The 25,720-nt window shown below is 27.7% G+C and carries 24 protein-coding genes and 2 pseudogenes; 19 read left to right on the top strand and 7 right to left on the bottom strand.

Annotated elements, in window-relative coordinates:
* The first annotated feature begins 1 nt into the window (after position 1).
* Both ACH36K_RS15045 and ACH36K_RS15040 read left to right on the top strand, forming a co-directional pair.
* A complete protein-coding gene (locus tag ACH36K_RS15045; RefSeq protein WP_411168422.1) occupies positions 2-211 on the top strand; it encodes a helix-turn-helix domain-containing protein in 210 nt (69 codons plus the stop codon).
* A 45-nt stretch (positions 212-256) separates the two neighbouring features.
* Entirely contained in the window at positions 257-1,603 is a 1,347-nt protein-coding gene (locus ACH36K_RS15040; protein ID WP_411168421.1) for a radical SAM protein, read from the top strand.
* Between the two features lie 77 nt (positions 1,604-1,680).
* Here ACH36K_RS15040 and ACH36K_RS15035 read toward each other — a convergent pair whose 3' ends face one another.
* Together ACH36K_RS15035 and ACH36K_RS15030 are read right to left on the bottom strand one after the other, a co-directional pair.
* Positions 1,681-2,118 carry a VOC family protein gene (locus ACH36K_RS15035; protein WP_411168420.1) on the bottom strand — a complete coding sequence of 146 codons (438 nt, stop codon included), beginning with the start codon at positions 2,116-2,118 and terminating at the stop codon, positions 1,681-1,683.
* A gap of 851 nt (positions 2,119-2,969) precedes the next feature.
* On the bottom strand, positions 2,970-3,515 hold the full coding sequence (locus ACH36K_RS15030) for a DUF3231 family protein (protein ID WP_411168419.1): 546 nt from the start codon (positions 3,513-3,515) through the stop codon (positions 2,970-2,972).
* An 801-nt stretch (positions 3,516-4,316) separates the two neighbouring features.
* Between ACH36K_RS15030 and ACH36K_RS15025 the strand changes: the two genes are divergently transcribed.
* Both ACH36K_RS15025 and ACH36K_RS15020 read left to right on the top strand, forming a co-directional pair.
* On the top strand, positions 4,317-4,793 hold the full coding sequence (locus ACH36K_RS15025; protein ID WP_322545362.1) for a helix-turn-helix domain-containing protein: 477 nt from the start codon (positions 4,317-4,319) through the stop codon (positions 4,791-4,793).
* Positions 4,794-4,819: 26 nt separating this feature from the next.
* A complete protein-coding gene (locus ACH36K_RS15020; RefSeq protein WP_322545361.1) occupies positions 4,820-5,197 on the top strand; it encodes a DUF4180 domain-containing protein in 378 nt (125 codons plus the stop codon).
* Positions 5,198-5,425: 228 nt separating this feature from the next.
* Here the strand turns inward: ACH36K_RS15020 and ACH36K_RS15015 are convergent, their stop codons facing one another.
* The 3 genes and pseudogenes from ACH36K_RS15015 to ACH36K_RS15005 all read right to left on the bottom strand — a co-directional run bounded on the left by ACH36K_RS15015 (position 5,426) and on the right by ACH36K_RS15005 (position 7,142).
* Complete coding sequence (locus ACH36K_RS15015) at positions 5,426-6,007, bottom strand: histidine phosphatase family protein (RefSeq protein WP_411168418.1); 582 nt, start codon at positions 6,005-6,007, stop codon at positions 5,426-5,428.
* Between the two features lie 40 nt (positions 6,008-6,047).
* Positions 6,048-6,273: pseudogene (locus ACH36K_RS15010) on the bottom strand (flavodoxin family protein); the annotation flags it as partial.
* 23 nt (positions 6,274-6,296) lie between these two features.
* Positions 6,297-7,142, bottom strand: coding sequence for an aldo/keto reductase (locus ACH36K_RS15005; protein WP_411168417.1), 846 nt, complete (start codon positions 7,140-7,142; stop codon positions 6,297-6,299).
* Positions 7,143-7,244: 102 nt separating this feature from the next.
* Here ACH36K_RS15005 and ACH36K_RS15000 point away from each other — a divergent pair, with 102 nt between their 5' ends.
* The 9 genes and pseudogenes from ACH36K_RS15000 (at position 7,245) to ACH36K_RS14960 (ending at position 18,162) form a co-directional block, all read left to right on the top strand.
* Positions 7,245-7,643, top strand: coding sequence for a MerR family transcriptional regulator (locus ACH36K_RS15000; protein ID WP_411168416.1), 399 nt, complete (start codon positions 7,245-7,247; stop codon positions 7,641-7,643).
* Between the two features lie 273 nt (positions 7,644-7,916).
* Positions 7,917-8,585, top strand: a complete 669-nt coding sequence (locus ACH36K_RS14995) for a response regulator transcription factor (protein ID WP_411168415.1) — start codon at positions 7,917-7,919, stop codon at positions 8,583-8,585.
* Positions 8,586-8,647: 62 nt separating this feature from the next.
* Positions 8,648-9,658 carry a sensor histidine kinase gene (locus tag ACH36K_RS14990; protein WP_411168414.1) on the top strand — a complete coding sequence of 337 codons (1,011 nt, stop codon included), beginning with the start codon at positions 8,648-8,650 and terminating at the stop codon, positions 9,656-9,658.
* 92 nt (positions 9,659-9,750) lie between these two features.
* Positions 9,751-10,518 carry an ABC transporter ATP-binding protein gene (locus tag ACH36K_RS14985; RefSeq protein WP_411168413.1) on the top strand — a complete coding sequence of 256 codons (768 nt, stop codon included), beginning with the start codon at positions 9,751-9,753 and terminating at the stop codon, positions 10,516-10,518.
* Entirely contained in the window at positions 10,508-12,556 is a 2,049-nt protein-coding gene (locus ACH36K_RS14980) for an FtsX-like permease family protein (protein ID WP_411168412.1), read from the top strand. Before ACH36K_RS14985 ends, ACH36K_RS14980 begins: the two co-directional genes overlap by 11 nt.
* A 522-nt stretch (positions 12,557-13,078) precedes the next feature.
* Positions 13,079-13,186, top strand: a pseudogene (locus ACH36K_RS14975) (4Fe-4S binding protein); the annotation flags it as partial.
* Between the two features lie 201 nt (positions 13,187-13,387).
* A complete protein-coding gene (gene sstT, locus ACH36K_RS14970) occupies positions 13,388-14,620 on the top strand; it encodes a serine/threonine transporter SstT (RefSeq protein WP_411168411.1) in 1,233 nt (410 codons plus the stop codon).
* Positions 14,621-14,804: 184 nt separating this feature from the next.
* Positions 14,805-15,701, top strand: coding sequence for a Cof-type HAD-IIB family hydrolase (locus ACH36K_RS14965; RefSeq protein WP_411168410.1), 897 nt, complete (start codon positions 14,805-14,807; stop codon positions 15,699-15,701).
* Between the two features lie 364 nt (positions 15,702-16,065).
* Positions 16,066-18,162, top strand: coding sequence for a PocR ligand-binding domain-containing protein (locus ACH36K_RS14960; RefSeq protein WP_411168409.1), 2,097 nt, complete (start codon positions 16,066-16,068; stop codon positions 18,160-18,162).
* A gap of 376 nt (positions 18,163-18,538) precedes the next feature.
* Here the strand turns inward: ACH36K_RS14960 and ACH36K_RS14955 are convergent, their stop codons facing one another.
* A complete protein-coding gene (locus tag ACH36K_RS14955; RefSeq protein WP_411168408.1) occupies positions 18,539-19,426 on the bottom strand; it encodes an ion channel in 888 nt (295 codons plus the stop codon).
* Between the two features lie 179 nt (positions 19,427-19,605).
* Positions 19,606-20,319 carry an SDR family NAD(P)-dependent oxidoreductase gene (locus ACH36K_RS14950; RefSeq protein WP_411168407.1) on the bottom strand — a complete coding sequence of 238 codons (714 nt, stop codon included), beginning with the start codon at positions 20,317-20,319 and terminating at the stop codon, positions 19,606-19,608.
* A gap of 137 nt (positions 20,320-20,456) precedes the next feature.
* On the opposite strand from ACH36K_RS14950, the gene ACH36K_RS14945 reads away from it, so the two are divergent.
* From ACH36K_RS14945 to ACH36K_RS14920, 6 genes are all read left to right on the top strand, one after another.
* Positions 20,457-20,585 carry a hypothetical protein gene (locus ACH36K_RS14945; RefSeq protein ID WP_411168406.1) on the top strand — a complete coding sequence of 43 codons (129 nt, stop codon included), beginning with the start codon at positions 20,457-20,459 and terminating at the stop codon, positions 20,583-20,585.
* Positions 20,586-20,975: 390 nt separating this feature from the next.
* On the top strand, positions 20,976-21,707 hold the full coding sequence (locus ACH36K_RS14940; RefSeq protein ID WP_411168405.1) for an MBL fold metallo-hydrolase: 732 nt from the start codon (positions 20,976-20,978) through the stop codon (positions 21,705-21,707).
* 235 nt (positions 21,708-21,942) lie between these two features.
* Positions 21,943-22,467 (top strand): dihydrofolate reductase family protein, encoded by a 525-nt coding sequence (locus ACH36K_RS14935; RefSeq protein ID WP_411168404.1) that lies wholly within the window; start codon positions 21,943-21,945, stop codon positions 22,465-22,467.
* A 226-nt stretch (positions 22,468-22,693) separates the two neighbouring features.
* A complete protein-coding gene (locus ACH36K_RS14930; protein WP_411168403.1) occupies positions 22,694-23,479 on the top strand; it encodes a CsxC family protein in 786 nt (261 codons plus the stop codon).
* Between the two features lie 334 nt (positions 23,480-23,813).
* Positions 23,814-24,584, top strand: coding sequence for a CsxC family protein (locus tag ACH36K_RS14925; protein ID WP_411168402.1), 771 nt, complete (start codon positions 23,814-23,816; stop codon positions 24,582-24,584).
* Between the two features lie 356 nt (positions 24,585-24,940).
* Positions 24,941-25,711: a CsxC family protein gene (locus ACH36K_RS14920; protein WP_411168401.1), complete on the top strand. Its 771-nt coding sequence runs from the start codon at positions 24,941-24,943 to the stop codon at positions 25,709-25,711.
* The last annotated feature ends 9 nt before the right edge of the window (positions 25,712-25,720 follow it).

Here is a 25,720-nt window from a genome sequence, read left to right as displayed (position 1 = left end):
CATGGCGATTATAGTCAATATTGATGTGATGCTGGCTAAAAGGAAAATGAGTGTAACAGAGCTTACAGAGAAGGTTGGAATAACCATGGCGAATCTTTCTATATTGAAAAATGGAAAGGCAAAAGCTATTAGATTTTCAACTTTAGAGGCAATATGCAAAGCTTTGGACTGCCAACCAGGTGATATTTTAGAATACAGAAATGATACATAGTAGATTAGTTAAATGTTAAGTAAGGTTTATTTCAGGAGGTAATATATGAAGATTAAATTAATTCAACCTGCAATGCTACCAAGACCTATGGACACAAAGTTAAAAACAAGAATGTCTCCTTCATTAGCTTTATTAACAATAGCGAATCTTACGCCGAAAGAGCATGAAGTTATTATTGAGAATGAAAATGTTGAAAAGATAGATTTTGATGAGCCTGTAGATTTGGTAGCAATAACTGTCACTGTAGATGTTATGAATAGAGCAGTGGAAATATCGAAGGAGTTTCAAAATCGTGGAGTAACAGTAATTGCAGGAGGGATACACATTACTGCAGATCCAGAGGGTGCGGCTAACAGTTTTGACGCAATAAGTGTAGGAATGGCTGAGAGAGTTTGGGCAAAAATCCTTAAGGATAAAGAAAATAATTCACTTAAAAAGATATATTATGATATGGAAAATATTGATGGTAGTGAAATAGTATCACCCAAATATGATATTATTGATAATAAAAAATATTTATATACAAATATAATTAGTACAAGTAGGGGATGTCCTTTTCAATGTGATTTCTGCTATAATAGTTGCACCAATTCACTTAAAACTTATATTAATAGACCTATAGACGATGTAATCAGAGATATCAAGGCATTAAAAACAAGACACATAATGTTTATTGATGATAATTTTATTGGAAATCCAAAATGGACAAAAGAATTATTAAAGAAAATAAAACCTCTTAAATTAAAGTGGAATGCAGCGGTTACTTCTAATATAGTGGACATGCCTGAATTATTAGATGAAATGAAAGAATCAGGTTGTCAAAGTCTTTTTATAGGTTTTGAAAGTATAAATAGTAAGTCTATAGAAAGTATCCATAAAGTGCAAAATAGTGTAAACAGATATGAGAAACTTGTAGATGAAATTCATAAAAGAGGAATAATGATAAATGCAAGTTTTGTTTTCGGATTAGATGAAGATGATGTTTCTGTATTTAAGAATACATTAGAATGGATAGTTAAAAATAAGATAGAGACGGTGACTTCGCATATACTTACCCCATATCCTGGCACAAAGTTATACTCATCATTAATAGAGAAAAATAGAATTGTAGACTATAATTTATCAAATTATAATACTGCACATGTGGTATATAAACCAAAGAATATGACAGCAGAAGAATTATATAATGGCTATCTATGGATATATAAAGAGGTCTACACCTTTAAAAATATAATGAAAAGACTACCAAAATCTAAAAAACAATGGATTCCATTTTTAGCTTTTAATTTATTTTATAGGAAGTTTGGAAAGCTAACTGAGTTATTGTGCAATATAGTTTCTTTTGAAAATATAGGAAGGTTTTCTAGAAGGCTTGCTTATAGAATAAAGTAGATGGTGCAAGAATAAAATAACCTTCTATGATTTTATCTTATCATAGAAGGTTATACTATTTTTAGATTTAAAGATTATTAGTTACATTCTTTTTGATCTTCCCAAAGTTGTACACGTTCTTCAAAACTAACTTCTTTATATACTTGATGTAGCATCCATTGATAGCCAAATTTATCACTAAATATAGCGTTTGCTACACCATAATTAGTCAATTCTGTTACTGGTTGTATTTCGGTACAACCTGCATTCATTGCTTTTAAATATGTTTCTTTAATATCAGGAACCAAAATGTTAAACCAAATTGTATTAGGATTATCTTTAGTTGGTGCTTTCAGTGCAAATTGTGGATTTTCGTCTAACATATGAAAGCGTACACCATATAAATTGAAAATAACTTCATTTTCACCTTTAGGGAATTTAGTAGCCTCCACAGTCTCAATTTCAAATATATTTTTATATAGTTCTAAAGCTTTTAAGCTATCTGTTACAACCATATCAATTTCTACTCCAACCATATTTCTACACTCCTTTTTATAGATTAATTTATTATACATCTTATCTATTAAATAAACTTTTAATTTATATTCAAGGGCAAGTGCTATTTAGTGTAAGTTACGTACTATAGAACTATCTATAGATAATAATTAGAAAAAATATTTATTGGTATAATAAGTATTTTAGACTAGTATAGCATAATTACTTATGAAATCAATAGTATCGATAAACTAGAAGGATATTATTACATCTAGGTAAAAAAGATACGCCTTTGAAATAATGTTTGAATAGTAAAAGAAACAAATAAGGAAGTTTACTAATTGCAAGAGTTAGAAAAGTGGTGGTATAGGACTAGGGCTTTCCATTGCTAAGTGGATTTTATATATTCAAAGGGAGTCGCGTTTCGTGACCCCCTTTCTAAACCCTTGATTTTACTAGGTTTATTAGGGCTTTGTTAAATAAAAAAATATCTATCTACTATTTAAATATGCAGAAAACTATAACTTTTAAAAATTTCTAATAAAAGCTTTTTATTAATAATAAATACAATAAAATTCATAAGAATTTATAATACTATAGAAATGAGTGTATCAAGAAGTGGAAACGAGAAAGTATCTTTAGGATTAACAAAAGTGAACCGTATCATAAATAAATGAGGTCTTTTGTAATACAGTGGTTCAATAAGATTCGGCTCCACCATTTAAATGTACAAAAAAAGAGGATAAGGTTAACTTCTAGGCGAATCCATTATTTTTAGGATTCGCCTTCTTTTCTTCTACAACTAACGCCTTACGTTAGTTAAATAATATAAAAAAAGTAGAAAGCAGATATTTGTATCTGTTTTTCTACCCTTTTACAAACTTATTATTAATTATTGTTGTTTTGTTTCATGATGAAGTGGTGGTGGAACTAGCCAACCTTTATCTTTCATGATTTGTAATAATGCTGCACCATCTTTTGCTTTTTTTGCACCCATTTGGCCAAATAATAACCCAACATCTTCACGAATTGATTGACTCATTCCTTGACTACTTGCTACAACAGCTGCTGCTATATCAGCAGCTACTATATAAGCTATTTGTGCATCTTGCAATCTCGCGCCAACTGGAATTTGTTCAAGGTCTGCTTCAGGTCGTTCTGCTGGTGTGGGTGGAAGCGCGATATCGTTATGCAGTAATACTTCTTCTATGTCTTTTATTGATGGTTTGATTGATGATTCAATTACTTGTTTTAAAAATGCTTTTAACTCTTGGTCACCAGTATGATTAATAAAAACTTGATAGCTGTCTAATGCACCTTTTGCAACTGATAAGGAGCTCCATAATCCAAATACCTCGCCATAATGTAAAGGCTCATCTTTAGGATTTCCACTTAAAATTCCCATAATAATATTACTTCCTTTCGTTATTAGATTCATAAAATTCTCCTTCTAATTGAATGGTCACAAAACTATTATTTGTCTAATAGTAGATTTTATACATATAGATAGAGTATTTATTATGGAGCCTCCACATATTAGAAAACCAGAAGATTTATACCCCTTCATCAATGCAATGAAGGCTCATAATATATTAAAAGTAAAAAGTTAATATTTTATTATAATTACTAGTTTTGTTAAAAGGAGTAAAAAAATAAAATTATATTTTGAATAGGTACAGAGTAATAATATTAAAAACCTCACTTACTACCGATACGGAGAACCATATCATAAGTAAATGAGGTTTTCAGTCTTAGCCATTGATATTACTTGGTTAGGACTATTTTTATAGGTGAAAATATTGTATCATAAGTAATATATTTAAAGTAAGCATAACTGTAATTCATATAGTTATATAGTAAAATTTGAGTTGTAAAACAAAAATATAAATTGTAAAACATTGGAGTGGTTCTAAATGAATACAAGAATGTATAGGTCAGAAGATTGCAAGGAAATTATTGAATTATTTTACAATAAGGACAAATGTTAATGAATTTTATTATGGAAAAATGCTTAATAATTAATAGTACAAAGATAAGTAGATAAGTATTAGGATGCAAAAAAAATTTGTTGAATTCCTACTAAATTACAATTAAGAAAAGTCATGAGCGTAGCAAGTTTTCTTTATTTTAACTCAATAAAGTATAATAAAGTATAACAAAACACAATAAAGTGCTTGACTAGGGTGAAATGAATTATTATAATTTAACTATAAATTAATTTTGAAAGGGTAGATTTTTTATGGAAAATCAATTTTATACAATAGATAAAATTGCAGAAATATTAGGTATGCATCACAAAACTATAAGAAAGTTTATAACAGATGGAAAGCTTGCTGCAAGTAAAGTAGGAAAGCAATGGAGAATTTCAGGTCATGATTTAAGTCTTTTTATTGAAAAGAATAATGTTAATATAAATGATAAAAATATTGCTGAAGAGTCAAATATTGATTTTTTTACTAATGGAGAAGTTAAAGAAACTATAAATCAAAAAGTAAATGTATCTACTGTTGTTGATATAAATGATGTAGATAAAGAAGAATATTTTAGAATATCAAATACCCTTATAGCAGTAATGAATTGTAAAGATTCTAAAATGGGAAAATCAACAATCAATATGAAATATAATGAAAAAGAAAACAGGCTAAAAATTCTATTATGGGGGAGTGTAAGCTTTATTGAAGGGATGCTAAATTCTATTTCTATGCTTGTGGAATAAACTAATTTATAAGAGGAGTGAATGTTTTGAATTATAGAATAGTAAATACAAATAATAATAAATATATTGAGTTTGCTTCTGAAGTATGGAAACTTTCTTCAGAGCAAGATGTGTTGGATTGTATATCTATTTGTATGGAAAATGACGTTTATACAATTATGCTTCATTCAAATGTATTATCTGAAGACTTTTTTAATCTTAAGACAAGATTAGCAGGTATGGCATTACAAAAATTTATAAACTATCATGTAAAAGTTGCTGTTATTATAGAAGATGAAGGCAGGTACAATGATAGGTTTAAAGAAATGATTATGGAGGCTAACAAAGGAAACAATTTTAGAACCTTTAATAATATTGCAGAGGCTGAAATTTGGATTTCAAAATTTACAAGAAGAGAGAATTAGAACTAAATCTGACCAAGAGTTAGTTTTAAGATTTTTAATATTGAAAAATGATAATAGTTTAGTAAACCTCACTTACTACTGATACGGAGAAGCGTACCATAGGTAAGTGAGGTTTCTTTTTTATGTTTGTGTGAGTGGTTTGATGCAATTTTATTTGCTAAAATACCGTATAATATGCAAAGAAATTTAAAGGCTGCTTATAATAGAAGAACTTTTAAATTTTATTGATTAAGATAATTCACTAAAATCATGATTTATTATTTCTATCAATTTAAACTCATCATTTTTAAATTCAAATTTTAGAATACAACAATTACCTAGTCTTTCTTTTTGCTCAACATCACTAGTATGAGCCCAGTATCTCATAAATTGACGGCAAGCCGCCCCATGTGAAACGGCTAAAACCGTATTATGGCCATCATTCTTCATAATTGAATGAAGGGTTTTAGCAACTCTGTTTCTCAATTCAATTTCATCTTCACCACCATACTTAACAAAAAAGTCTCCATAAGGTAATGGTGGGTTTAAATCTTCACTTTCTCCTTCAAAAATACCAAAGTTCCATTCTTTAAGTCCTTTTAGTCTTTTATAAGGTATATTGGTAATATACTCCAATGTATCACAAGCTCTTTCAGATGTAGATGAGTAAGCATGATCAAAAGCTATGCTATTGTTTTTGAAGTACTCTCTAGCAATAACAGATTGTCTAATTCCTAAATCAGTTAATGGGGCATCACACCACCCTTGAACTTTTCTTTTAAGATTAAATAATGTTTGTCCATGTCTCATTAAGTACAATATCTTTTTCATATATACCTCTCTTAATTTTTAGTATATGCTAATTTATTCTCTATTTAATAAAATTTGTGAAGATATGATTTTCTTTTTCAGGTAAAGCAAATTGTTCTTTACCAATTTAATACTTTTCATTAAGAATGCCATATTTTTACCTAATGCACGTATTGTTTGTATTGATTCTAAATCTTGTTTTACTTCTTCAGAAGAGTTACCATGCACCATATTCAAATATTGTTTGATGCAACTGGCATACCTAAGATAACCAAGTATTTATTAACAGTACCTTCATTTATAGTTCATCTTATCTATTAAGACTAGCTAACATCTCTACAGATGATGCCTCTTGATGGTTAAAGAAAGAGCTTTCTTTTTTGTCTAAAGCAGAGATTGTATTCATATCATCTTTACTTAATTCAAAATTGAAAATATCTATATTTTGTTTCATTCTTTCTTTATTCACTGTCTTTGCTAGTGGAACAATTCCTCTTTGAAGTAACCACCTTAAAATAACTTGGGCAAGTGATTTATCATACTTATCCCCAATTGACTTTAAAGTAAGATTATCAAACATTCCATTTTTTCCTTCAGCAAAAGGAGCCCATGCTTGTAGCTGTACCCCGTACTTGATGTTAACCTCCTGTGCTATTAATTGTTGGTGGAATGGATTAATCTCAATTTGGTTTACAGCAGGTGTAACTTCATTGAATAAAGCCAGGTCAACTAAACGGTCTGGATAGAAGTTTGATACTCCTATTGCCATAATTTTACCTTCTTTATTTAAATCCTCCATAGCTCTGTAAGTATCATAGTAATCACTTACTGGTTGATGGATTAAAACTAAATCCAAATAATCTAATTTCATTTTCTTTAGAGATTCTTCAATAGACTCCTTTGCTTTTTCATATCCAGCATTACTAATCCATACTTTAGTAGTAATAAATAATTCTTCTCTAGGTACTGGTGATTTAAGAATAGCTTCTCCAACCGCTTCCTCATTTCCATAGGCTTGTGCTGTGTCAATTAAGCGATATCCAACATCAATAGCATCTAGCACAACCTTAGTACATTCTTCTTTATCTGTGATTTGAAAAACTCCAAATCCAACCTTAGGCATCTTTGTACCATTATTTAAAGTTACATATTCCATTTTTATTTCTCCTTTATTTTTAATATTTTGTGGTCTATAATAATGGTACCAGTAGGTAGTAGCTACCGAGCAAGAGCTTTTATTAAATTAGGAGGGAATTTTATGTATACAACAAAAGAAGTATGTGAACAAGTTGGAATATCTTATGAAACATTAAAATTTTATTGTAAAGAAGGTTTAGTACCAAATGTAAAAAGAGATAAAAATAACTATAGAATTTTTGATGAAAAGAATATTGCGTGGTTAAAAGGGTTGCAATGTCTAAGAAAGTGCGGTATGAGTATCAAAGATATGAAATTGTATATGAATTATTGCATGGAAGGTTCTTCTACAATTGCTCAGAGAAAGGAGATGCTTGATAAATTAAAAGAATCTTTATTAAAGAAAATGAATGAACTTAATGAATGTATTGATTTCATTGACAATAAGCAATCTTTCTACGATGATGTGTTGGATGGTAAAATAGAATATATGAGTAATTTGATTGATGTAGAAAATTAGGAGAATACTTAATATTACTATGATGAAAACTTGAATTTGAAATAAGCTTAATTATATTGTGCGTGGGGATATATAGCTTTTTTACTTAATGTGTGGTGAAGCGTATTTATGTAGAACCAAAATAAATACAAAGTAGATTTACTTAGAGGAAAATAATTTAAAAACATATTAATTCAAACAAATCGAATGTTTACTATATTTATTTTCTAGCTATATAATTAAGTAAGATAAAATAATTAATAAGAAAAACAAATTATAATTGGAGAAAAAATTATGTTTACAATAATGATAATAGATGATAATGAACAACTTCAAAATGAAATTGGAAACCTATTAACAATAAATGGTTATTCGATCTTGAAACCAAAGGCTTTTGATAAGATACCTCAAATAGTAAAAGAAAACAACCCTGATTTAATTTTATTAGATATAAATTTACCTGAGGATGATGGATTTAAAATATGTACAGAAATACGAAGTTTCTCAAAGATACCTATAATCTTTATAACTAGTAGAAATACAAATATAGACGAGCTTATGGCTATTACTTTAGGTGGAGATGATTTTATAACAAAACCATATAACACTCAAATACTTTTAGCTAGAATAAATTCACTTATTAAAAGAGCATATCCAAATGAAAATAATTTAGATGTGATTGATTATAATGGTTTAAAGTTAAATATTTTATCAAGCACAATTGAGCATAATGGAAATAATGAAGAGCTAACAAAAAATGAGTTAAAAATATTATATTACTTATTAATTAATAAAGAAAAAATTGTATCTAGGGCTGAGATAATGGAGTATTTGTGGGACAGCTCCATGTTTGTAAATGATAATACACTTACAGTAAATATTACAAGAATAAGAAACAAAATAGAGGAAATAGGGCTAAAGGATTTTATTAAAACTAAAAGAGGACAAGGTTATATGATATAAGGAAGAATTCTTTTAAGAAAACTAAAACTACCATTACGTAAAAGAGGACAAAGGTATATGATATGAATTTTAAAGATTACTTAAAAAGTAAGACAGGAACAATATTCTTAAATATTATAGGAGTAATAGCTTTATCTATTTTTCTTCTTAGTATAGGTAATGAATTTAAAGCAGTAATGATAATAGTATTATCCTGGATTACTGTTTTATTTATGTACTGTATTATTTCTTATAGAAAAAGAAAAGATTATTTTGAATTAATAGAGAAATCTGTATCAAAGATAGATAAGAAATACTTAATAAGTGAGGTATTAGAAGTACCACCATTTTTCGAAGCAGAGCCATATTATTATCTTCTAAAAAAATCCAGCAAGTCTATGAGAGAAGAAATTAATAAAGAAAAATTAAGACTTAAAGATTATAAAGAGTATATAGAACAGTGGATTCATGAAGTGAAAACGCCTATTTCACTTATAAAATTAATGGAAGAAAATAATAGGACAGCTAAAAGTTCAGCAATACTTATGCAATTGGAGGAAATTGATAGATATGTAGAACAAGCTTTGTTTTATGCAAGAAGTGAAGAGGTGGATAAAGATTATCTTATTAAGGAAATAAGTCTAAAGGATTGTGTAAACAGTGTAATTACTAGAAATAAGCAAGGCTTTATTTTAAATGATATAAATCTAGAAATTGATAATATTGATAAAGAAGTTTATTGTGATAGCAAATGGCTTGAATTTATTTTAAATCAGATAATAGTAAATTCTATAAAATACAGGAATGATAAAAATCCAGAAGTTAAGGTATATGTAAGTGATATAAAAAATGGAATAAAATTAATTGTTGAAGATAATGGAATTGGTATCCCTTCTGATGAATTAGAGAGGGTATTTGAAAAAGGATTTACAGGAAATATAGGTAGATTAAATAGTAAATCTACAGGAATTGGATTATATTTATGCAAAAAATTATGTAATAAATTAGGATTATTAATAGATATAGAATCAGAAATAAATAGTTATACAAAAGTTAGTATTACTTTTCCTATGGGAAGCTTTTGTAAGTTTTGATTTAGCAATGTTACGACATTGTCACCTAAAAGTAATATTAAATCGAATCTAGTAGGTAATATATAAGTTAAAATATCTTTGAGGTGATAAGAATGAATGAAGTACTAAGAATAAATAATATTGAAAAATATTATGGAAATAAAGGAAATATAGTTAAAGCTATTGATGATATAAGCTTCAATGTGAAAAAAGGTGAATTTGTAGGTGTAATGGGGCCATCTGGGTCAGGTAAGACAACATTGTTAAATTTGATAGCTACAATTGATGATGTTAGTTCAGGTAATATTTATTTAGACGGAAAAGATTTAACAGAAATAAATCAAAAGAATATAGCAAAATTTAGAAGAGAAAATTTAGGATTTATATTTCAAGATTTTAACTTATTAGATACATTAACTATCCATGAAAATATAGCTTTAGCCCTTACTATAAACAAAACTAAAAAAAGTGAAATAGATAGTAAAGTGTTAAGTGTTGCAAGAGAACTAGGAATAGAAGATTTACTTTCAAAATATCCTTATGAGGTATCAGGAGGACAAAAGCAAAGAACAGCTTGTGCCAGAGCGTTAGTAACTGATCCTAAATTAATTCTAGCTGATGAACCAACAGGAGCACTTGATTCAAAATCAGCTCAAATGTTAATAGAAATGATATCAAATTTAAATAAAGATTTAGATGCAACAATATTAATGGTAACACATGATTCTTTTACAGCTAGTTATTGTGATAGGATATTATTTATTAAAGATGGAAAAATATTTACGGAATTAGTGAAAGGTGATAATACACGAAGACAATTCTTTAATAAGATATTAGATGTAGTAGCATTATTAGGTGGTGATGTTAGAGATGTACGCTAAGTTAGCCATTGGTAATGCAAAAAAATCTATTAAAGATTATCTAATTTATTTTATAACTATAACAATATGCGTAAGTTTATTTTACGCAATTACATCACTTTCTAGTTCCAGTTATGAACTAATTACTGAGGACTCTTATAACTTTAAAGCCTTAAAGTTAATATTACAATATTCAACTTATATAATTACAGCTATTCTTATTTTACTTGTAGCTTATGTAAATAAATATATGATAAGAAGGCGACAAAGGGAATTTGCAACATACGTATTGCTTGGTTCAGAACAAAAAGGTGTAGCACTTATGTTTTTTATTGAAACGCTTGTAATAGGAGTTTTAGCTATAATAGCAGGAGTATTTGTAGGAACTTTATTTTCTCAAGCAGTTACAGCCATAGTTTTAATAAGTGCAAAGCAAGAAGTAACATTTAGCTTCAAGTTATATATGGATACATTAGGAATTACATTTATATTCTTTATAGCAATGTTTTGCATAATAGGATTATATAATTTTATGGTTTTAAGAAAAATAAAGCTTATAGATATGTTAAATGCACATAAACAAGTTGAGTTTCAGTTTAAAAGAAGTGGCAAAGTATATAGTGTAATATTTGCATTATCAGTAATTTTATATATTATTTGTGGCAGTTGTACTATTAAAATATTAAATTCAAAAATAGATTACAGTATTGAATCATTAATGTATATAGGTGTATCTCTAATTGCTTTTATAATAGGGACTTACGCCCTATTTTATTCTATTTCTTATATAATGATACACATAAAAAATAAGAGAGTTAATTTTAAATATGAAGGAACAAATTTATTTTTAATAGGATCAATAGTATCTAAAATAAAGACAGCACCAATACTAATGGCTACAATATCAATGACTTTTTTAGGTGCTATGATGAGTTTTATAATATCAATTGTAATGGCTCAATGGATACTTGGATATTTAGATATGAGGGTTCCTTATGATATAGATATAAGAAATAGTTATAGTACAAATTTTCTAAAAGAAGCTAATATAAATGATGTTAAAGAGTTACCTAAATTAGATTATAGTGAGGTTATAGATTACTTAAATGGTAATGGGCATGATGTAAAGAGTTATTGCCAGGTAGAAAAATATATAGTAAAGGCAGATGAAAATAGAACTCCAACTTTAGCAATAAAATTAAGTGATTTTAACAAACTAAGAGATATGCTAGGATATGAAGAAATAGAACTTAAAGATAATGAATTTACTACTCAGTGGCATAGTGCCAGTACTGATGAAACTATAAATGATTATATAGGTAAAAATCTTCAGTTTGATATTAATGGAGAAAAATATAATATTAGTGAGAATTCATATTATAAAGAATCCATTGGAGAAGGCTTTTACTATAATACAGAGAATATTATAATTTTGCCAGATAAAGTATGTGATAAGATTGATTTTGTAGAGACTAATTTTATGGCTAATATTAAAAATAAAATGAGTTATAAAGAAGCTGATGATTTTCAATATAATTATGTTAATGACTGGTTTAGAAAAAATAATAATGAATTTATAGAAAAATACAGTAAAGAACATGATGTATCCCGTAGTGTAATTAGAACAAGAATAAAATCATTAGAAACTAATAATATTTTAGTTACAACTTTAGCTATGAGGATTCTTGGAATATATCTAGGTGTAGTACTTCTAATGATAAGTTTAACTATTTTATCACTTAGCCAACTTTCTGACTCTATTGAGCATAAAGATAGATTTAATGTGCTTAAAAAGTTAGGGGTTGAAGGTAAGGAGATAAATAATATTATATTAAAGCAAGTTTCATTGTATTTTATAATTCCTATAAGTATAGCAATGATTGGTGTTGCAATATTTATATATAATTTTTATTTATATTATAAGGATATAATTACTGTTTTTGTTGGCGATACTACATTTATTTTAAGTATAATTTTTGGAATTGCTTTGATGATTATGGTCTATATATGTTATTTTGTAGGAACATATTATACATTTAAGAGAAATGTTAATAATTGAAGCAAGTAAATAATCAATAATTGAACTAAACTATTGTGAACGATAAAATTCCAATTTATGCAGGTGAGTATATTGAAAGTGATGAAGATGAAATAGTGATGCTGTAGAGATTTATTATATGTATAGGTAGTTAAGAAATGTGAATAAAAGGATAGGTTTAAAAGCCTATCTTATTTCTTTAACAAAAATATAATTAAAATTTGAAATGGAAATTAAAATGGTTATATTGTAAGAGGTAAAGCGTTTGCCTATGGTGAGGTGAAGCGTACCATAGGTAAGTGAGGTTTCTTTTTTATGTTTGTGTGAGTAGGCTTGATGCAATTTTATTTGCTAAAATACCGTATAATATGCAAAAAAATTTAAAGGCTGCTTATAATAGAAGAGCTTTTAAATTTTATTCATATCAAATTGTGGTAGAATACAAGTTTATTACTTTAGTGGAACAGGAAATACTGCATTCATAGTAAATAAAGTTGCTGAAAAGTTAAGATTTTTAGGAAATGAAGTTAATGCAAATAGTGTATAAAAAATTGTCCTACTAATAATATAGTTTTTAAAGATGATAAAATTATATTTGAAGATAGATGTATAATATGTATGAGATGCTATAATTTTTGCCCTAATAAAGCTATACAAATGACAAATAAAACAAAAAATATAGATAAGTATATTAGATATGATGGACCAGAAGGTTTAGGAATTAGAACTGTGTTTAATAAAAATAAATAAAGTGAAAAAATTGAAATAATATTGTTCTTATTGTGGTAAAAACAGTATTATGATATTATTTTATTATATTTTTTAACAACATGATAAATATAAGGGGGCAAAATGAAAAAAATAATAGAAAAATGGAATAACATAAGCTTAGTTAAAAGAATTATAGTAGGTCTAATATTAGGTATAATAATTGCATTAACAATTCCAGATTTGGGGGCACCAATATCAATATTGGGATCATTATTTGTAGGTGCATTAAAGGCAATAGCACCATTATTAGTATTCTTCTTAGTAATGGCTGCACTTTGTCAGTATAAAGAAGGTAAAAAGACTAATATGAAGTCAGTTATATTATTATATCTTTTAGGAACACTTTCAGCAGGAGTAGTTGGGGTTATTGGTAGTTTTTTATTTCCTGTTAAATTAGTTCTTACTACAAGTGTAGAAAACTTAACACCACCAAGTGGAGTAGGAGAAGTATTAAATAATTTACTAATGAGTATAGTATCTAATCCAGTTAGTGCACTTTCTAATGCTAATTATATAGGAATATTATTTTGGGCAGTAATTTTAGGGCTTGCTCTAAAAAATGCTAGTGAAGGATCTAAGGAAGTTATAGTAAATATTTCAGATGCTATATCACAAGTAGTAAGATGGATAATTAATTTAGCACCATTTGGAATAATGGGACTTGTGTATGATAGTATATCTAAGCAAGGAATAGAATCATTACTTAAATACGGACAATTGATATTAGTATTAGTTGGATGTATGGCATTTTTTGCTTTAGTGATAAACCCAATAATAACTTTTATAGCAATACGTAAAAATCCATATCCACTTGTTATTAAATGTTTAAAAGATAGTGGTATTACAGCATTTTTCACGCGTAGTTCAGCAGCTAATATACCTGTGAATATGAGATTATGTAAGGAGCTTGGACTGAACGAAGATACATATTCAATTTCTATACCACTTGGAGCAACTATAAATATGGGTGGTGCTGCTATAACTATATCAGTATTAGCACTTGCTGCAACTAATACTCTTGGTATAACAGTAGATATTGGAACAACTATAATACTTACTTTATTATCAGCTGTAAGTGCATGTGGAACCTCAGGAGTAGCAGGGGGATCATTATTATTAGTACCACTTGCTTGTAGTTTGTTTGGTATACCAAATGATATTGCTATGCAAGTAGTTGGTGTTGGATTTATAATTGGAGTTATACAAGATTCTTGTGAAACAGCACTTAATTCCTCAACAGATGTACTTTACACTGCAGTAGCTGAGTTTGCAAAAGAACGTAAAGGAAATCAGGATAATAGACTAGTTAGCTAAAAAATTGGAATTTTTAGAAGCTTAGGTTAGTAGAACTCTTACTTGTATTAGAGGTGCAGGTAAGGGTTTTTTATGTTTGGAAAATGGAAAATTAAATCAAGAAAGTTTATTTTTTATATAATATCATAAATATATGTTATTATATAATAGACAATAAAATAGATTTTTAACGGAGGAATTTTTAATGATAAAACTTATAGCATCAGATATGGATGGAACTTTATTAAATAATGATCATGACATAGATAAGGAAACTGTTGATGCAATTAGAAAAGCAGAAGAAGCAGGTATAATATTTGCAATATCTACAGGCAGAGAATATGAGAGTGTTAAGGGGCTATTAGAGAAGAATAATATAAAGGCTCAGTGTATTCTTTCAAATGGAGCAGAATATAGAGATGAGGATGGAAATATATTAGACGTTATAAATATAAAGAAAGAAAATGCGAAAAAGATAACAGAGATATTAGATGAAAATAAACTGTCAGCTCGTATATTTACAGATAAAGGAGTATTTACTACATCTACAAGAGAAGAAGCATTTCAAGAAGTTGTATTTAGAACTATGATATTCAATGAACATTTAACAGAGACTGAGGCAAGGGAAATAGCTAAAAATCAAGAATTTTTCACATGCTTACAGTATATTGATGATATAGATAAATTCTTTGAAAGTGGAATAGAAGTAAGAAAGTTTGTAGCATTCCATAAAGATATAAAATTTATAGATAAGATGAAAAAAGTTATTGGAGAAATTGAGGGATTAGCAATATCATCATCATTTAGAGATAATATAGAAATAACTGATGTAAATGCACAAAAAGGAATTATTTTAGAAAAAGTAGCTAAGAATATGTCAATAGCAATGGAGGATGTTATGATCCTTGGAGACAGTTTTAATGACTACTCAATGTTTGAAATATTTGAAGAAACTGTTGCGATGAAGAATGCTATACCAGAGGTTAAGGCTATAGCTAAGTACATAACAGATAGCAATGACAATTTAGGCGTTGCTAAGGCTATCTATAATGTGATTAATGATGAAATGCATAAAATGATTAAGTCAAAAGAAAATAATTAGAGTTTTAGACTATAATAAGTGGAATGCTTTTTATAGTCTTTTTTATATGTAAATATATAGTGGAAATTAAAAGAGAAGTAACTATATAAAGAGTATATCAAAAAGACTGAAACAGTAATGCTTACGCCAGTATCTGTTCATGAAGATTATTTTAGATAAGGTGTGGGTTCTACTATGATTAAATTAGCAATTGAAAAATCTATAATAGGTTATTAATAATATACTAGCTATTATAATATTTTAAAAAAAAGGGATTTTTTAGTTAAATGTAGAATATATTAACGTGCTAAATAGAAAAATAGATTATTTTGTATAAATTAGAGAGATTATGTATCAATTCCATTTGTATTTTCGGGGGGATATTATGAAATACGAACTAACAGATCTTGTAGATATTAATCAGCTTCAAAAATTATTAGATAGCTTTTATCATTCAACTGGTATTGCTTCTGGAATTGTTTCAAGAGATGGAACCATTCTCACCATAACAGGTTGGAAAGATATGTGTACAAAGTTTCATAGAGTAAATCCTAAATCTAAACTCAGGTGTATTGAAAGTGATATATTCATGCTTGAAGAGCTAAAAAATAAAGACGTTATTATAAATCATAAATGCAAAAATGGTTTGATAGATATCGGTACACCTATTGTATTAGAGGGAATCTTTCTTGCCACTATCTTTAGTGGCCAAATTTTTTTCGAAAAACCAGATAAAGAATTCTTTCGGATGCAAGCAAAAAAATTCGGTTTTGATGAAGATGCTTATCTAAAAGCTTTAGATGAAATTCCAATTGTTAATAAAGAAGAGCATGAAAAAGTGCTTGTGTTTCTAAAACATCTCTCAGAAATTGTTAGCGAGTTAGGTTTACGTCAACTGAAAATTTTAGAATCCCAAAAAAAGCTTATGCTTTCTGATGAGCGATATGAACTTGCGCTATATGGTTCTAATGATGGAATGTGGGATTACAGAATTATAGAAAATACTTTCTATGCTTCAGATAGGTTACTTCAGATTTTAGGTTATACAAAATCTGAATTTAACCTTTACCGCTACAATTATAAGGAATTTATTCACCCTGAAGATAGAGAGTATTTCATAAAAGAATTGGGATTCCACTTACAAGGACATAATAGCCATTTTAGACAGGAGGTTCGAATTAAAGCTAAGAATGACAAATATAAGTGGGTTTTAATACGTGGGGCTGCTATATTGAATCATGAAAACGTTCCTGTAAGAATGTCAGGTTCTTTAACAGATCTATCTTATCAAAAAAACACTGAGGAACAATTAAAGAATGAACAAACTTTTTCTAAAACCATAATAGATCATGCAAATGCTATAATTTGTGTTTGGAACCAAGATGGTTTTCTAGTTCAATTCAATAAATATGGAGAAAAGCTTTCAGGGTATCTTGCTGAAGAAGTTTTAGGTTATGGATGGATGAATACTATCTTTAAAGAAGAAGATGGAAATGAAATATTGAACTACATTCGTTCACTAAGCCCAGAAATATTCTCAACTCAAATTGAAAAATCTTTTTATAGTAAGCAAGGTTCATTAGTCACTATACTTTGGAATACTCAATTAATAAAAAATGAAGATGGCACATTTAAAAATATTATTGGTATTGGATTAGATATAACAAAAAGAAAAAATGAAGAGAAAAGATTAACAGAATTTTTTGCAAATATATCTCATGAATTGAAAACTCCATTAAACATAATATTTTGTTCAATACAATTAGGTGACTTATATTATAATAATTCACCTAATGAAAATAAAGTTCAATTAGTAAATTGTAAAAAAAGTATAAAACAAAATTGCTATAGATTAATAAGATTAGTAAATAATTTGATTGATATTACTAAAATCGATGCAGGATTTTTAGAGCCGAGTATGGAAAAGTGTAATATTGTCAATTTAATAGAGGATATAACACTCTCTGTAATACCATATATACAAAGCAAAGGATTAGAGTTGGTTTTTGATACAGATATTGAAGAAAAAATAATGTGTTTTGATCCTGATAAAATTGAGAGAATTGTATTAAACTTACTTTCAAATGCAATTAAATTTAGCAATCCAGCTGGAATTATTAATATATCTTTAAAAGATATGGGGAATGGTATTTCCTTTTCCGTAAAGGATACCGGTATAGGAATTAAAGAAGATCAGCTAAATATCATATTCGAACGTTTTAAACAGGTAAATAAATCTTTTACAAGGGAACAGGAAGGTAGCGGTATTGGATTATCCCTTGTAAAAGCACTGGTAGAACTGCATAATGGATCAATCGAGGTTAAAAGCAGCTATAGCGAAGGCAGTGAATTCATAGTCAAACTTCCCTCTAACATGGAATTTTGCACTAATAAAGATAAAACTTTGAATAATAAGCAAAAAAGCAAATACTCTAATGTAGAAAAGGTAAACATTGAGTTTTCTGATATTTATTTTAATTAGCATGTAGCTTTTATAATTTAGTAACTTAGGACAATCTTTAAAGATATTGAAAACCATAAGTTTAGATTTATTGAACCAAAGGTGGATTTCTTCAAGAAAATGGACCATCAATATTTATAGTGGATGGATACATTAAACTAGTACCATATAGTGTTAAAGTTAGGTATTCATATCAATTAGATGTTACTGATAATGATATGATATATGCTATCTAATGTGCAGAAAAAAGAGCCTTAACCATTGATATTACTTGGTTAAGGTGTTTTTTATGAAAAAGGTTAGTAGAAGTATTAATACCTTTCGATTAACTAAGGGGATGAGATATATTAATGAATTCTGTAACCACATATCCTCTAGGCTTCCTTAAATATAGATTTTATGAATCAAATTTCTCTTTATATGATAAAATACTACCTAAAAATACAGTTAAACAAATTACACTTGTTATGGAAATCACTATAGCTACTACTTTAGCTGATGTAGTTACTGGTACTATATCGCCATATCCAATAGTAGTAAAAGTAATCATTGTGTAATAAAATAAATCAAAACTTCCTGTAGCATTTAAATACGCTGCACCATCTGCAAGGGCATTTACGAAACAAACAGCTAAATACATATTCATTACAAGCATTACTAACACTAAAATAGCTGCTATTAGTACTCTTGCAAAATTAGTTTTTTCTTCCTTTTCTGATTTGATGTTGTGTGGTTTTCTCATAAGAGTTATTAACACCTTTATATTTAAATAGTAGCAAATTATAACTCCTATAATTCCTATAGCTGCATTTTTCTTAAACTGATCTGGAAAAACTATAAGTACAGCTAAAAATGTACTTGTAATAAAATAGCTTAATATAAAATCTAGTTTTAAGTTTTTATCTTCAACTTTATAAATAAATTTATGAATTTTAGAACTAACAAATAATATATAGCCTATTGAATAATGAACAATTATAAAAGATATTATTATAGCTAGTATTTTTATTAACCATTCTACACCAAAGGATAAATGTGTATTAAAATACCTCATAATTGTTGTAAATATAGTTATAAATGCAAATACTTCACCACATATAACCATTCCACCTTGAGTTATTTTATAAAGCAAAGTTCTCCCTTTAAAAAGTTCTTTATAGGTTTTATTAATTTCTACTATAAGTGTTCCTAAAACAGATTTTATCTTCCTATTATTTCTTACGCTTCTTACAATTAAGACAGCAAGAGCAATAATTGTTGTTAAAATAATTATAAAACTTCCCATTAGCACCTCATATAATATCAATAATTTAAAAGGATAAGGTTATCACTACAATTAGCTTGTCCTTTTTATTTAGTTCAATTTGATTTTAAAATTAGCTAATAAATAAAAATTACAGTTACACAAAATTATCTAAAGTCTCTTTGTACCTAACAAATTAAAACTAATCTTTAAATAGTCAGCTATCTAAGATGTCCACCACCACTTACTCTTAAAATTTCCCCTGTAATAAAAGAGCTTTTTTCAGAAAGTAAAAATAATATTGCATTAGTAGTATCTTCTACATAACCAATTCTTTTTAATGGATAATTAGCTACAAGAGCATTTCTTACAGCATCTTTTTCTTTGTCTCTTCTTGTCATAGGAGTATCTATATAAGAAGGAGCAACACAATTAACTCTTATATTAGGTGATAGCTCTAAAGCAAGATTTTTAGTTAATTGACAAATAGCAGCTTTAGCAGGTGAATAAGCTATACAATTTGCAACAGCTTTTGTTCCAAGGCTAGAAGATATAGTTACAATACTTCCTTTAGTTAAATAATCTAAAGAAGCTTTAATAGCGTTATAAGTTCCTATTACATTAACATTAAATAGTTCAGCAAATCTTTCTTCGCTTGTATTATATATATCTTCAGCTACTCCACATACACCAGCACAAGTAATAACTCCATCAATTGATTTAATATCATTATTATCTAGTACACTTTTTAAAGAATTTTTTAAACCTTTTGAATCTCTAACATCAGCTTGAAAATATATAAAATTAGTATCACTTAAAGCACTAGTAGGTTCTAAACCACAACCTACAACTATATGATTTTCTTTTAATAAATTTTTTGAAGCATCTTCACCAATTCCGCTAGATGCACCTGTAATAAAATAAATTTTTCTCATAAAATAAATTCCTTTTCAACATAATAATACAATTTAATTTATATTTTGATATTTATTATTATATTATTTCAAAAACTAGAAATCAAATATATATTAAAGTTGTATATTTAGTTATATCAAAAGAAACGATTATACCAATGCATTGGCATAATAGCTTAGAAATTGCATATGTAATATCAGGCCAAATAAATTATATAGTTGAAGGAATAAATTATAATTTAGGAGAAGATGAGATTTTATGGAATAGTTTTCCAAATACTTCTTGACAATAGCAAAGTTAAACTATATATTTAAATAAAATTATAATTATATAAAAAGGAGATTTGAGGAGATGTACACAATAGTTCTTAACTAAACTATTAAAATTAAATAGTTTAAAATGCTTTGAAAGTTCTATAATAGAGCTTTGTTTAATAATGCATTTTAAGAACAATATCTTCTATTAAACTCTTTTATATAAAAATGAAATAACTACAAATGAATATATAAAAATATATATGATTATTTATATTACGATGAATATTAATAAATATATATTTTGTATTAAGTTTAATTTGAATGTAATAAAAAATTTTTATGTAAATACAATCCCCATGGATGATATTGTTCGTCTGTGGGGATTTTTAAGTTTTATATTAAAAAAGGTGGGATATTTTATGGCATTAACAAAAGTTACGGAAAGGATTTATTTTCTTGAAAATGATAAAGAAGTGGATAGACCATTAATTGGATACATTAAAGGAGATAAGTATTCTTTAATGGTGGACGCAGGAAACTCGAGAAATCATGTTGAAAAATTCAATAATTCTATAGAAAAATTAAATTTAAGATTACCTGATTATGTGGCTATTACTCATTGGCATTGGGATCATACTTATGGTATGAATGCAGTTACAGGAAAAACAATAGCATGTGAAATAACTAATGAAAGATTAAAGATTATGTCTAAATGGCAATGGACAGAAGAATCAATGAGTCAACGTCTTTTAACTGGTGAGGATATTGAATTTGCAGATACTAATATTCGTAAAGAATATAAATCTCTTCAAGATATAAAAGTTATACCTGCTGATATAGTATTTAAAAATGATTTAGAAATAAACTTAGGTGGATTAGTTGTTATTTTAAAAAATGTTATTGCACCTCATTCAGAAGATTCTGTTATAGTTTATGTGCCAGAAGAAAAAGTATTATTTATTGGAGATGCTTACAGTATAGATTTTTATAATAACTATAAGTATGACTCAGTTAAATTACAAAGTTTTATAAATATGTTAGAGAGCTTAGAGTTTGATACTTGCTTCTTGGGGCACTCGTCACCTCTAAAAAAGACAGAGATCATTGAGTTTTTAAAATCGCAATATAAGAAAATTATAAATGCGAAGTAATGATAAAAAAGATATAATACTTACTATTAATGATTTATTACTATCTAGATGGGAATGGGATTAATCTATAATTAAAAGGAAAAAGGAGATAATTATTTATGAGAAAGCTTATTATTTATGGTGTCAACTATTATAAGTTATAATATATTTTGTATGAAGTATAAACTTTAAATATGAAAAATTCTATTAAAAAACAATTAAGATATTTAGAAATATAAAAAAGGAGTGAAAAGATATGAGTAGAAAAATAATATTAAACTTAGCAATAAGCATTGACGGATATATTGCCTCAGAAGACGGAGGATATGATTGGATAGTTGGAGATGGAGATAATAAATTAGATACTGAAAAGAAATGGAATTATGATGAGTTTCTAAAGAACATAGATATTGTAGTTATGGGAAAAAACTGTTATGATCAAAACTTTCATAATGATTTTAAGGATAAAAAAGTATATGTAGCAACATCAAAAGTATTACAAGATCATGATAATATACATTTTATAAATGGAGATATATGCAAAGTAATAGAAGAAGAAAGAGAAAAAGAAGGTAAAGATATCTTCTTATTTGGTGGTGGTGGTCTTGTAGATAATTTCATTAAATCAGATATTATTGATGAGTATATAATCGGAATAATTCCTACAATATTAGGCAAAGGTAGACCTTTATTTCTTGGAAATAACCCTAAAATAGATTTACATCTAGATCAGTATATTATGGATAATGGTATTGCAATATTAAGATATTCAAAAAGATAAGAATACTCTACTAAGAAAATCATCAACAATACTTAATATAAGTGTTATTGATGATTTTTTGCGTTATAAGGTAAATAGATATAACTTAATAATTGTAACCACATTTTTATTATATAGAAGAAATTTTTTTATTCATATATGCACAAAAAAGGGGGATTCGTATATTATGTAGTATAAGGTTTCACTAACTAGATTTTAATTAAATAAAAATGGAGGAAATGTTATTATGAATTATAACACAATAAATACAAATGATAATGAATGTGTAAAACAACCTTGTGCAGTTGTTAAATCTCAACCACAATCAATAACCGAACAAATTGCTGTAGCTCCTGCTGTTATTCCGGCTGGACCTGTAGTTGTTAAGGTTCCAGTTGTATTAGCAGAGGTAAATGTAACTATTCCTGTTGAAGCTACTATAACATTAGACCAAGTAGCTATGGAAATTAAACGAATTAGAAAGAATGTATTTTTAACTCAATCCCGTCTTATTCCATTTTCTCAAGATAATAGACCTGGTACTGGAATACTATATATAGCAGGTTTTATAAGAAAGAATATTGAGTATGCAACTCAAACTTGTAGGACATTTGGAACTGCAAATGTTTGTGGAGATATAAGACATTGTACAGTTGAAGTACCTTTTAATTTTACAACAAGAATTACGTTCCTTAGACCACCGATTTTTGTTCAAAATACAACTCCAAGAGAAGTAGAATTCTTTACAGATAAGCTTCAAGGTTGCGATGCTTGTGCAGATCCAGTAATTGGACGTAATACTTGCGATCAGAGTTCTTCCTTTACAGAATTCTTTAATGAAAAACCTTTTACTGAATTAGTAAGTGCAGATATTACTGAAGTTGATATTAACACAAATCCAAATATAAGTTGCGCAAATCCTACAGAACAAATGTTTACTAGACTTACAGAAAAAGTAGTAGTAAATTTAACACTAAAAGTATTACAAAATCAACAAGTAAGAGTTCAAGCAATAGCAGCAGGACTATGCTAAGAATTAACTTTAAAAAATAATCTTATTAAATGATATATTGCAGACCTAAAGCTTACTAAGAGAAGTTTTGGGTCTGTTTTTAAGAGAAAAGTTATCTCTACCAAGTATATCCTCGATAATACTTAATATAAGTGTTGGCGAGGATTTTTTGCGTTATAAGGTAAATAGACATAGCGTGATAATTTTAACCACACTTTGATAATTTTAACCACACTTATTAATAGAAGAAATATTTTTGTTTATCGATGTACAAAAAAGGGGGAATTTGTATATTATGAAGTATAAGATTTTACTAACTATATTTTAATTAGATAAGGATGGAGGAAATGTTATTATGAATTATAACAGAATAAATACAAATGATAATGCATGTGTAACACAGCCTTGTGCAATTGTTACTACTCAACCACAATCACTAACCGAACAAATTGCTGTAACTCCTTCTGTTATTTCACAAGGACCTGTAGTTGTTAAGGTTCCAGTTGTATTAGCAGAGGTAAATGTAACTATTCCTGTTGAAGCTACTATAACATTAGACCAAGCAGCTATGGAAATTAAACGAATTAAAAAGAATGTATTTTTAACTCAATCCCGTATTATTCCATTTTCTCAAGATGGTAGACCTGGTACTGGAATACTATATATAGCAGGTTTTATAAGAAAGAATATTGAGTATGCAACTCAAACTTGCAGGACATTTGGAACTGCAAATGTTTGTGGAGATATAAGACATTGCACAGTTGAAGTACCTTTTAATTTTACAACAAGAATTACTTTCATTAGACCACCGGTTTTTGTTGAAAATACCACTCCAAGTGAATTAGAATTTTTTACAGATAAGCTTCAAGGTTGCGACGCTTGTGCAGATCCAGTAATTGGACGTAATACTTGTGATGAGAGTTCTTTCTTTACAGAAATCTTTAATGAAAAACCTTTTACTGAATTAGTAAGAGCAGATATTACTGAAGTTGATATTAACACAAATCCAATTATAAACTGCGCAAATCCTACAGGACAAATGTTTACTAGACTTACAGAAAAAGTAGTAGTAAATTTAACACTAAAAGTATTACAAGAACAACAGGTAAGAATTCAAGCAATGTAACTATAAAAAATTATAAATCTAAGAATTAAATTTAAAAAATAATCTTATTAAATGATATATTGCAAATATAAAGCTTACTAAGAGGGGTTTGAGTCTGTCTTTAAGAGAAAAGTTGTCTCTACCAAGAATATCCTCGACAATATTTAATATAAGTGTTGTCGAGGATTTTTTGCGTTATAAGGTAAATAGACATAGCGTGATAATTTTAACCACACTTTGATAATTTTAACCACACTTATTAATAGAATAAATATTTTTGTTTATCTATGTACAAAAAAGGAGGAATTTGTATATTATACATTAGATCGATTTAAATAACTATATTTTAATTATATAAGGATGGAGGAAATTTTATAATGAATAATGACAGAAAAAATATGAGTGATTTTGAATGTGTAACAGAGCCTTGTGCAACTGTTACTACCCAAGTACAATCATTAACTAAACAAACTCCTGTAACACCTGATGTTATTAGATGTGGGCCTGTATTTGTTAAGGTTCCAGTTGTATTGGCAGAACTAAATATAACTATTCCTGTTGAAGCTACTATTAAATTAGACAAAGAAGCTACTGAAATTAAAAGAATTAGAAAAAATGTATTTTTAACTCAATCCCGTGTTATTCCATTTTCTGAAGATTGTCGACCTGATACTGGAATACTATTTATAGCAGGTTTTATAAGAAAGAATATTGAGTATGCAACTCAAACTTGTATGACAGCTGGAACTCCAAATGTTTGTGGAGATATAAGACATTGCACAGTTGAAGTACCTTTTAATTTTACAACAAGAATTGATTTCATTAGAGAACCGATTTTTGTTGAAAACACCACTCCAAGTGAATTAGAATTTTTTACAGATAAACTTCAAGGTTGCGATGCTTGTGCAGATCCAGTTATTGGACGTAATCCTTGCGATCAGAGCTTTTTCTTTACAGAATTCTTTAATGAAAAACCTTTTACTGAATTAGTAAGAGCAGATATTGCTGAAATTGATATTCACACAAATCCAACTTCAAGTTGCCAAACTCCTACAGAACAAAAGTTCACTCAACTTACAGAAAAAGTAGTGATAAATTTAACATTAAAAGTATTACAAAAACAACAGGTAGAAATTACAGCACTATAATTATTAAAT

The sequence above is a fragment of the Clostridium sp. MB05 genome, from assembly GCF_046581255.1.
Classification (GTDB): Bacteria; Bacillota; Clostridia; order Clostridiales; family Clostridiaceae; genus Clostridium.
The sequence above is the reverse complement of the archived record's forward strand: the minus strand, read 5'-3'. Positions and strand labels throughout refer to the sequence as shown.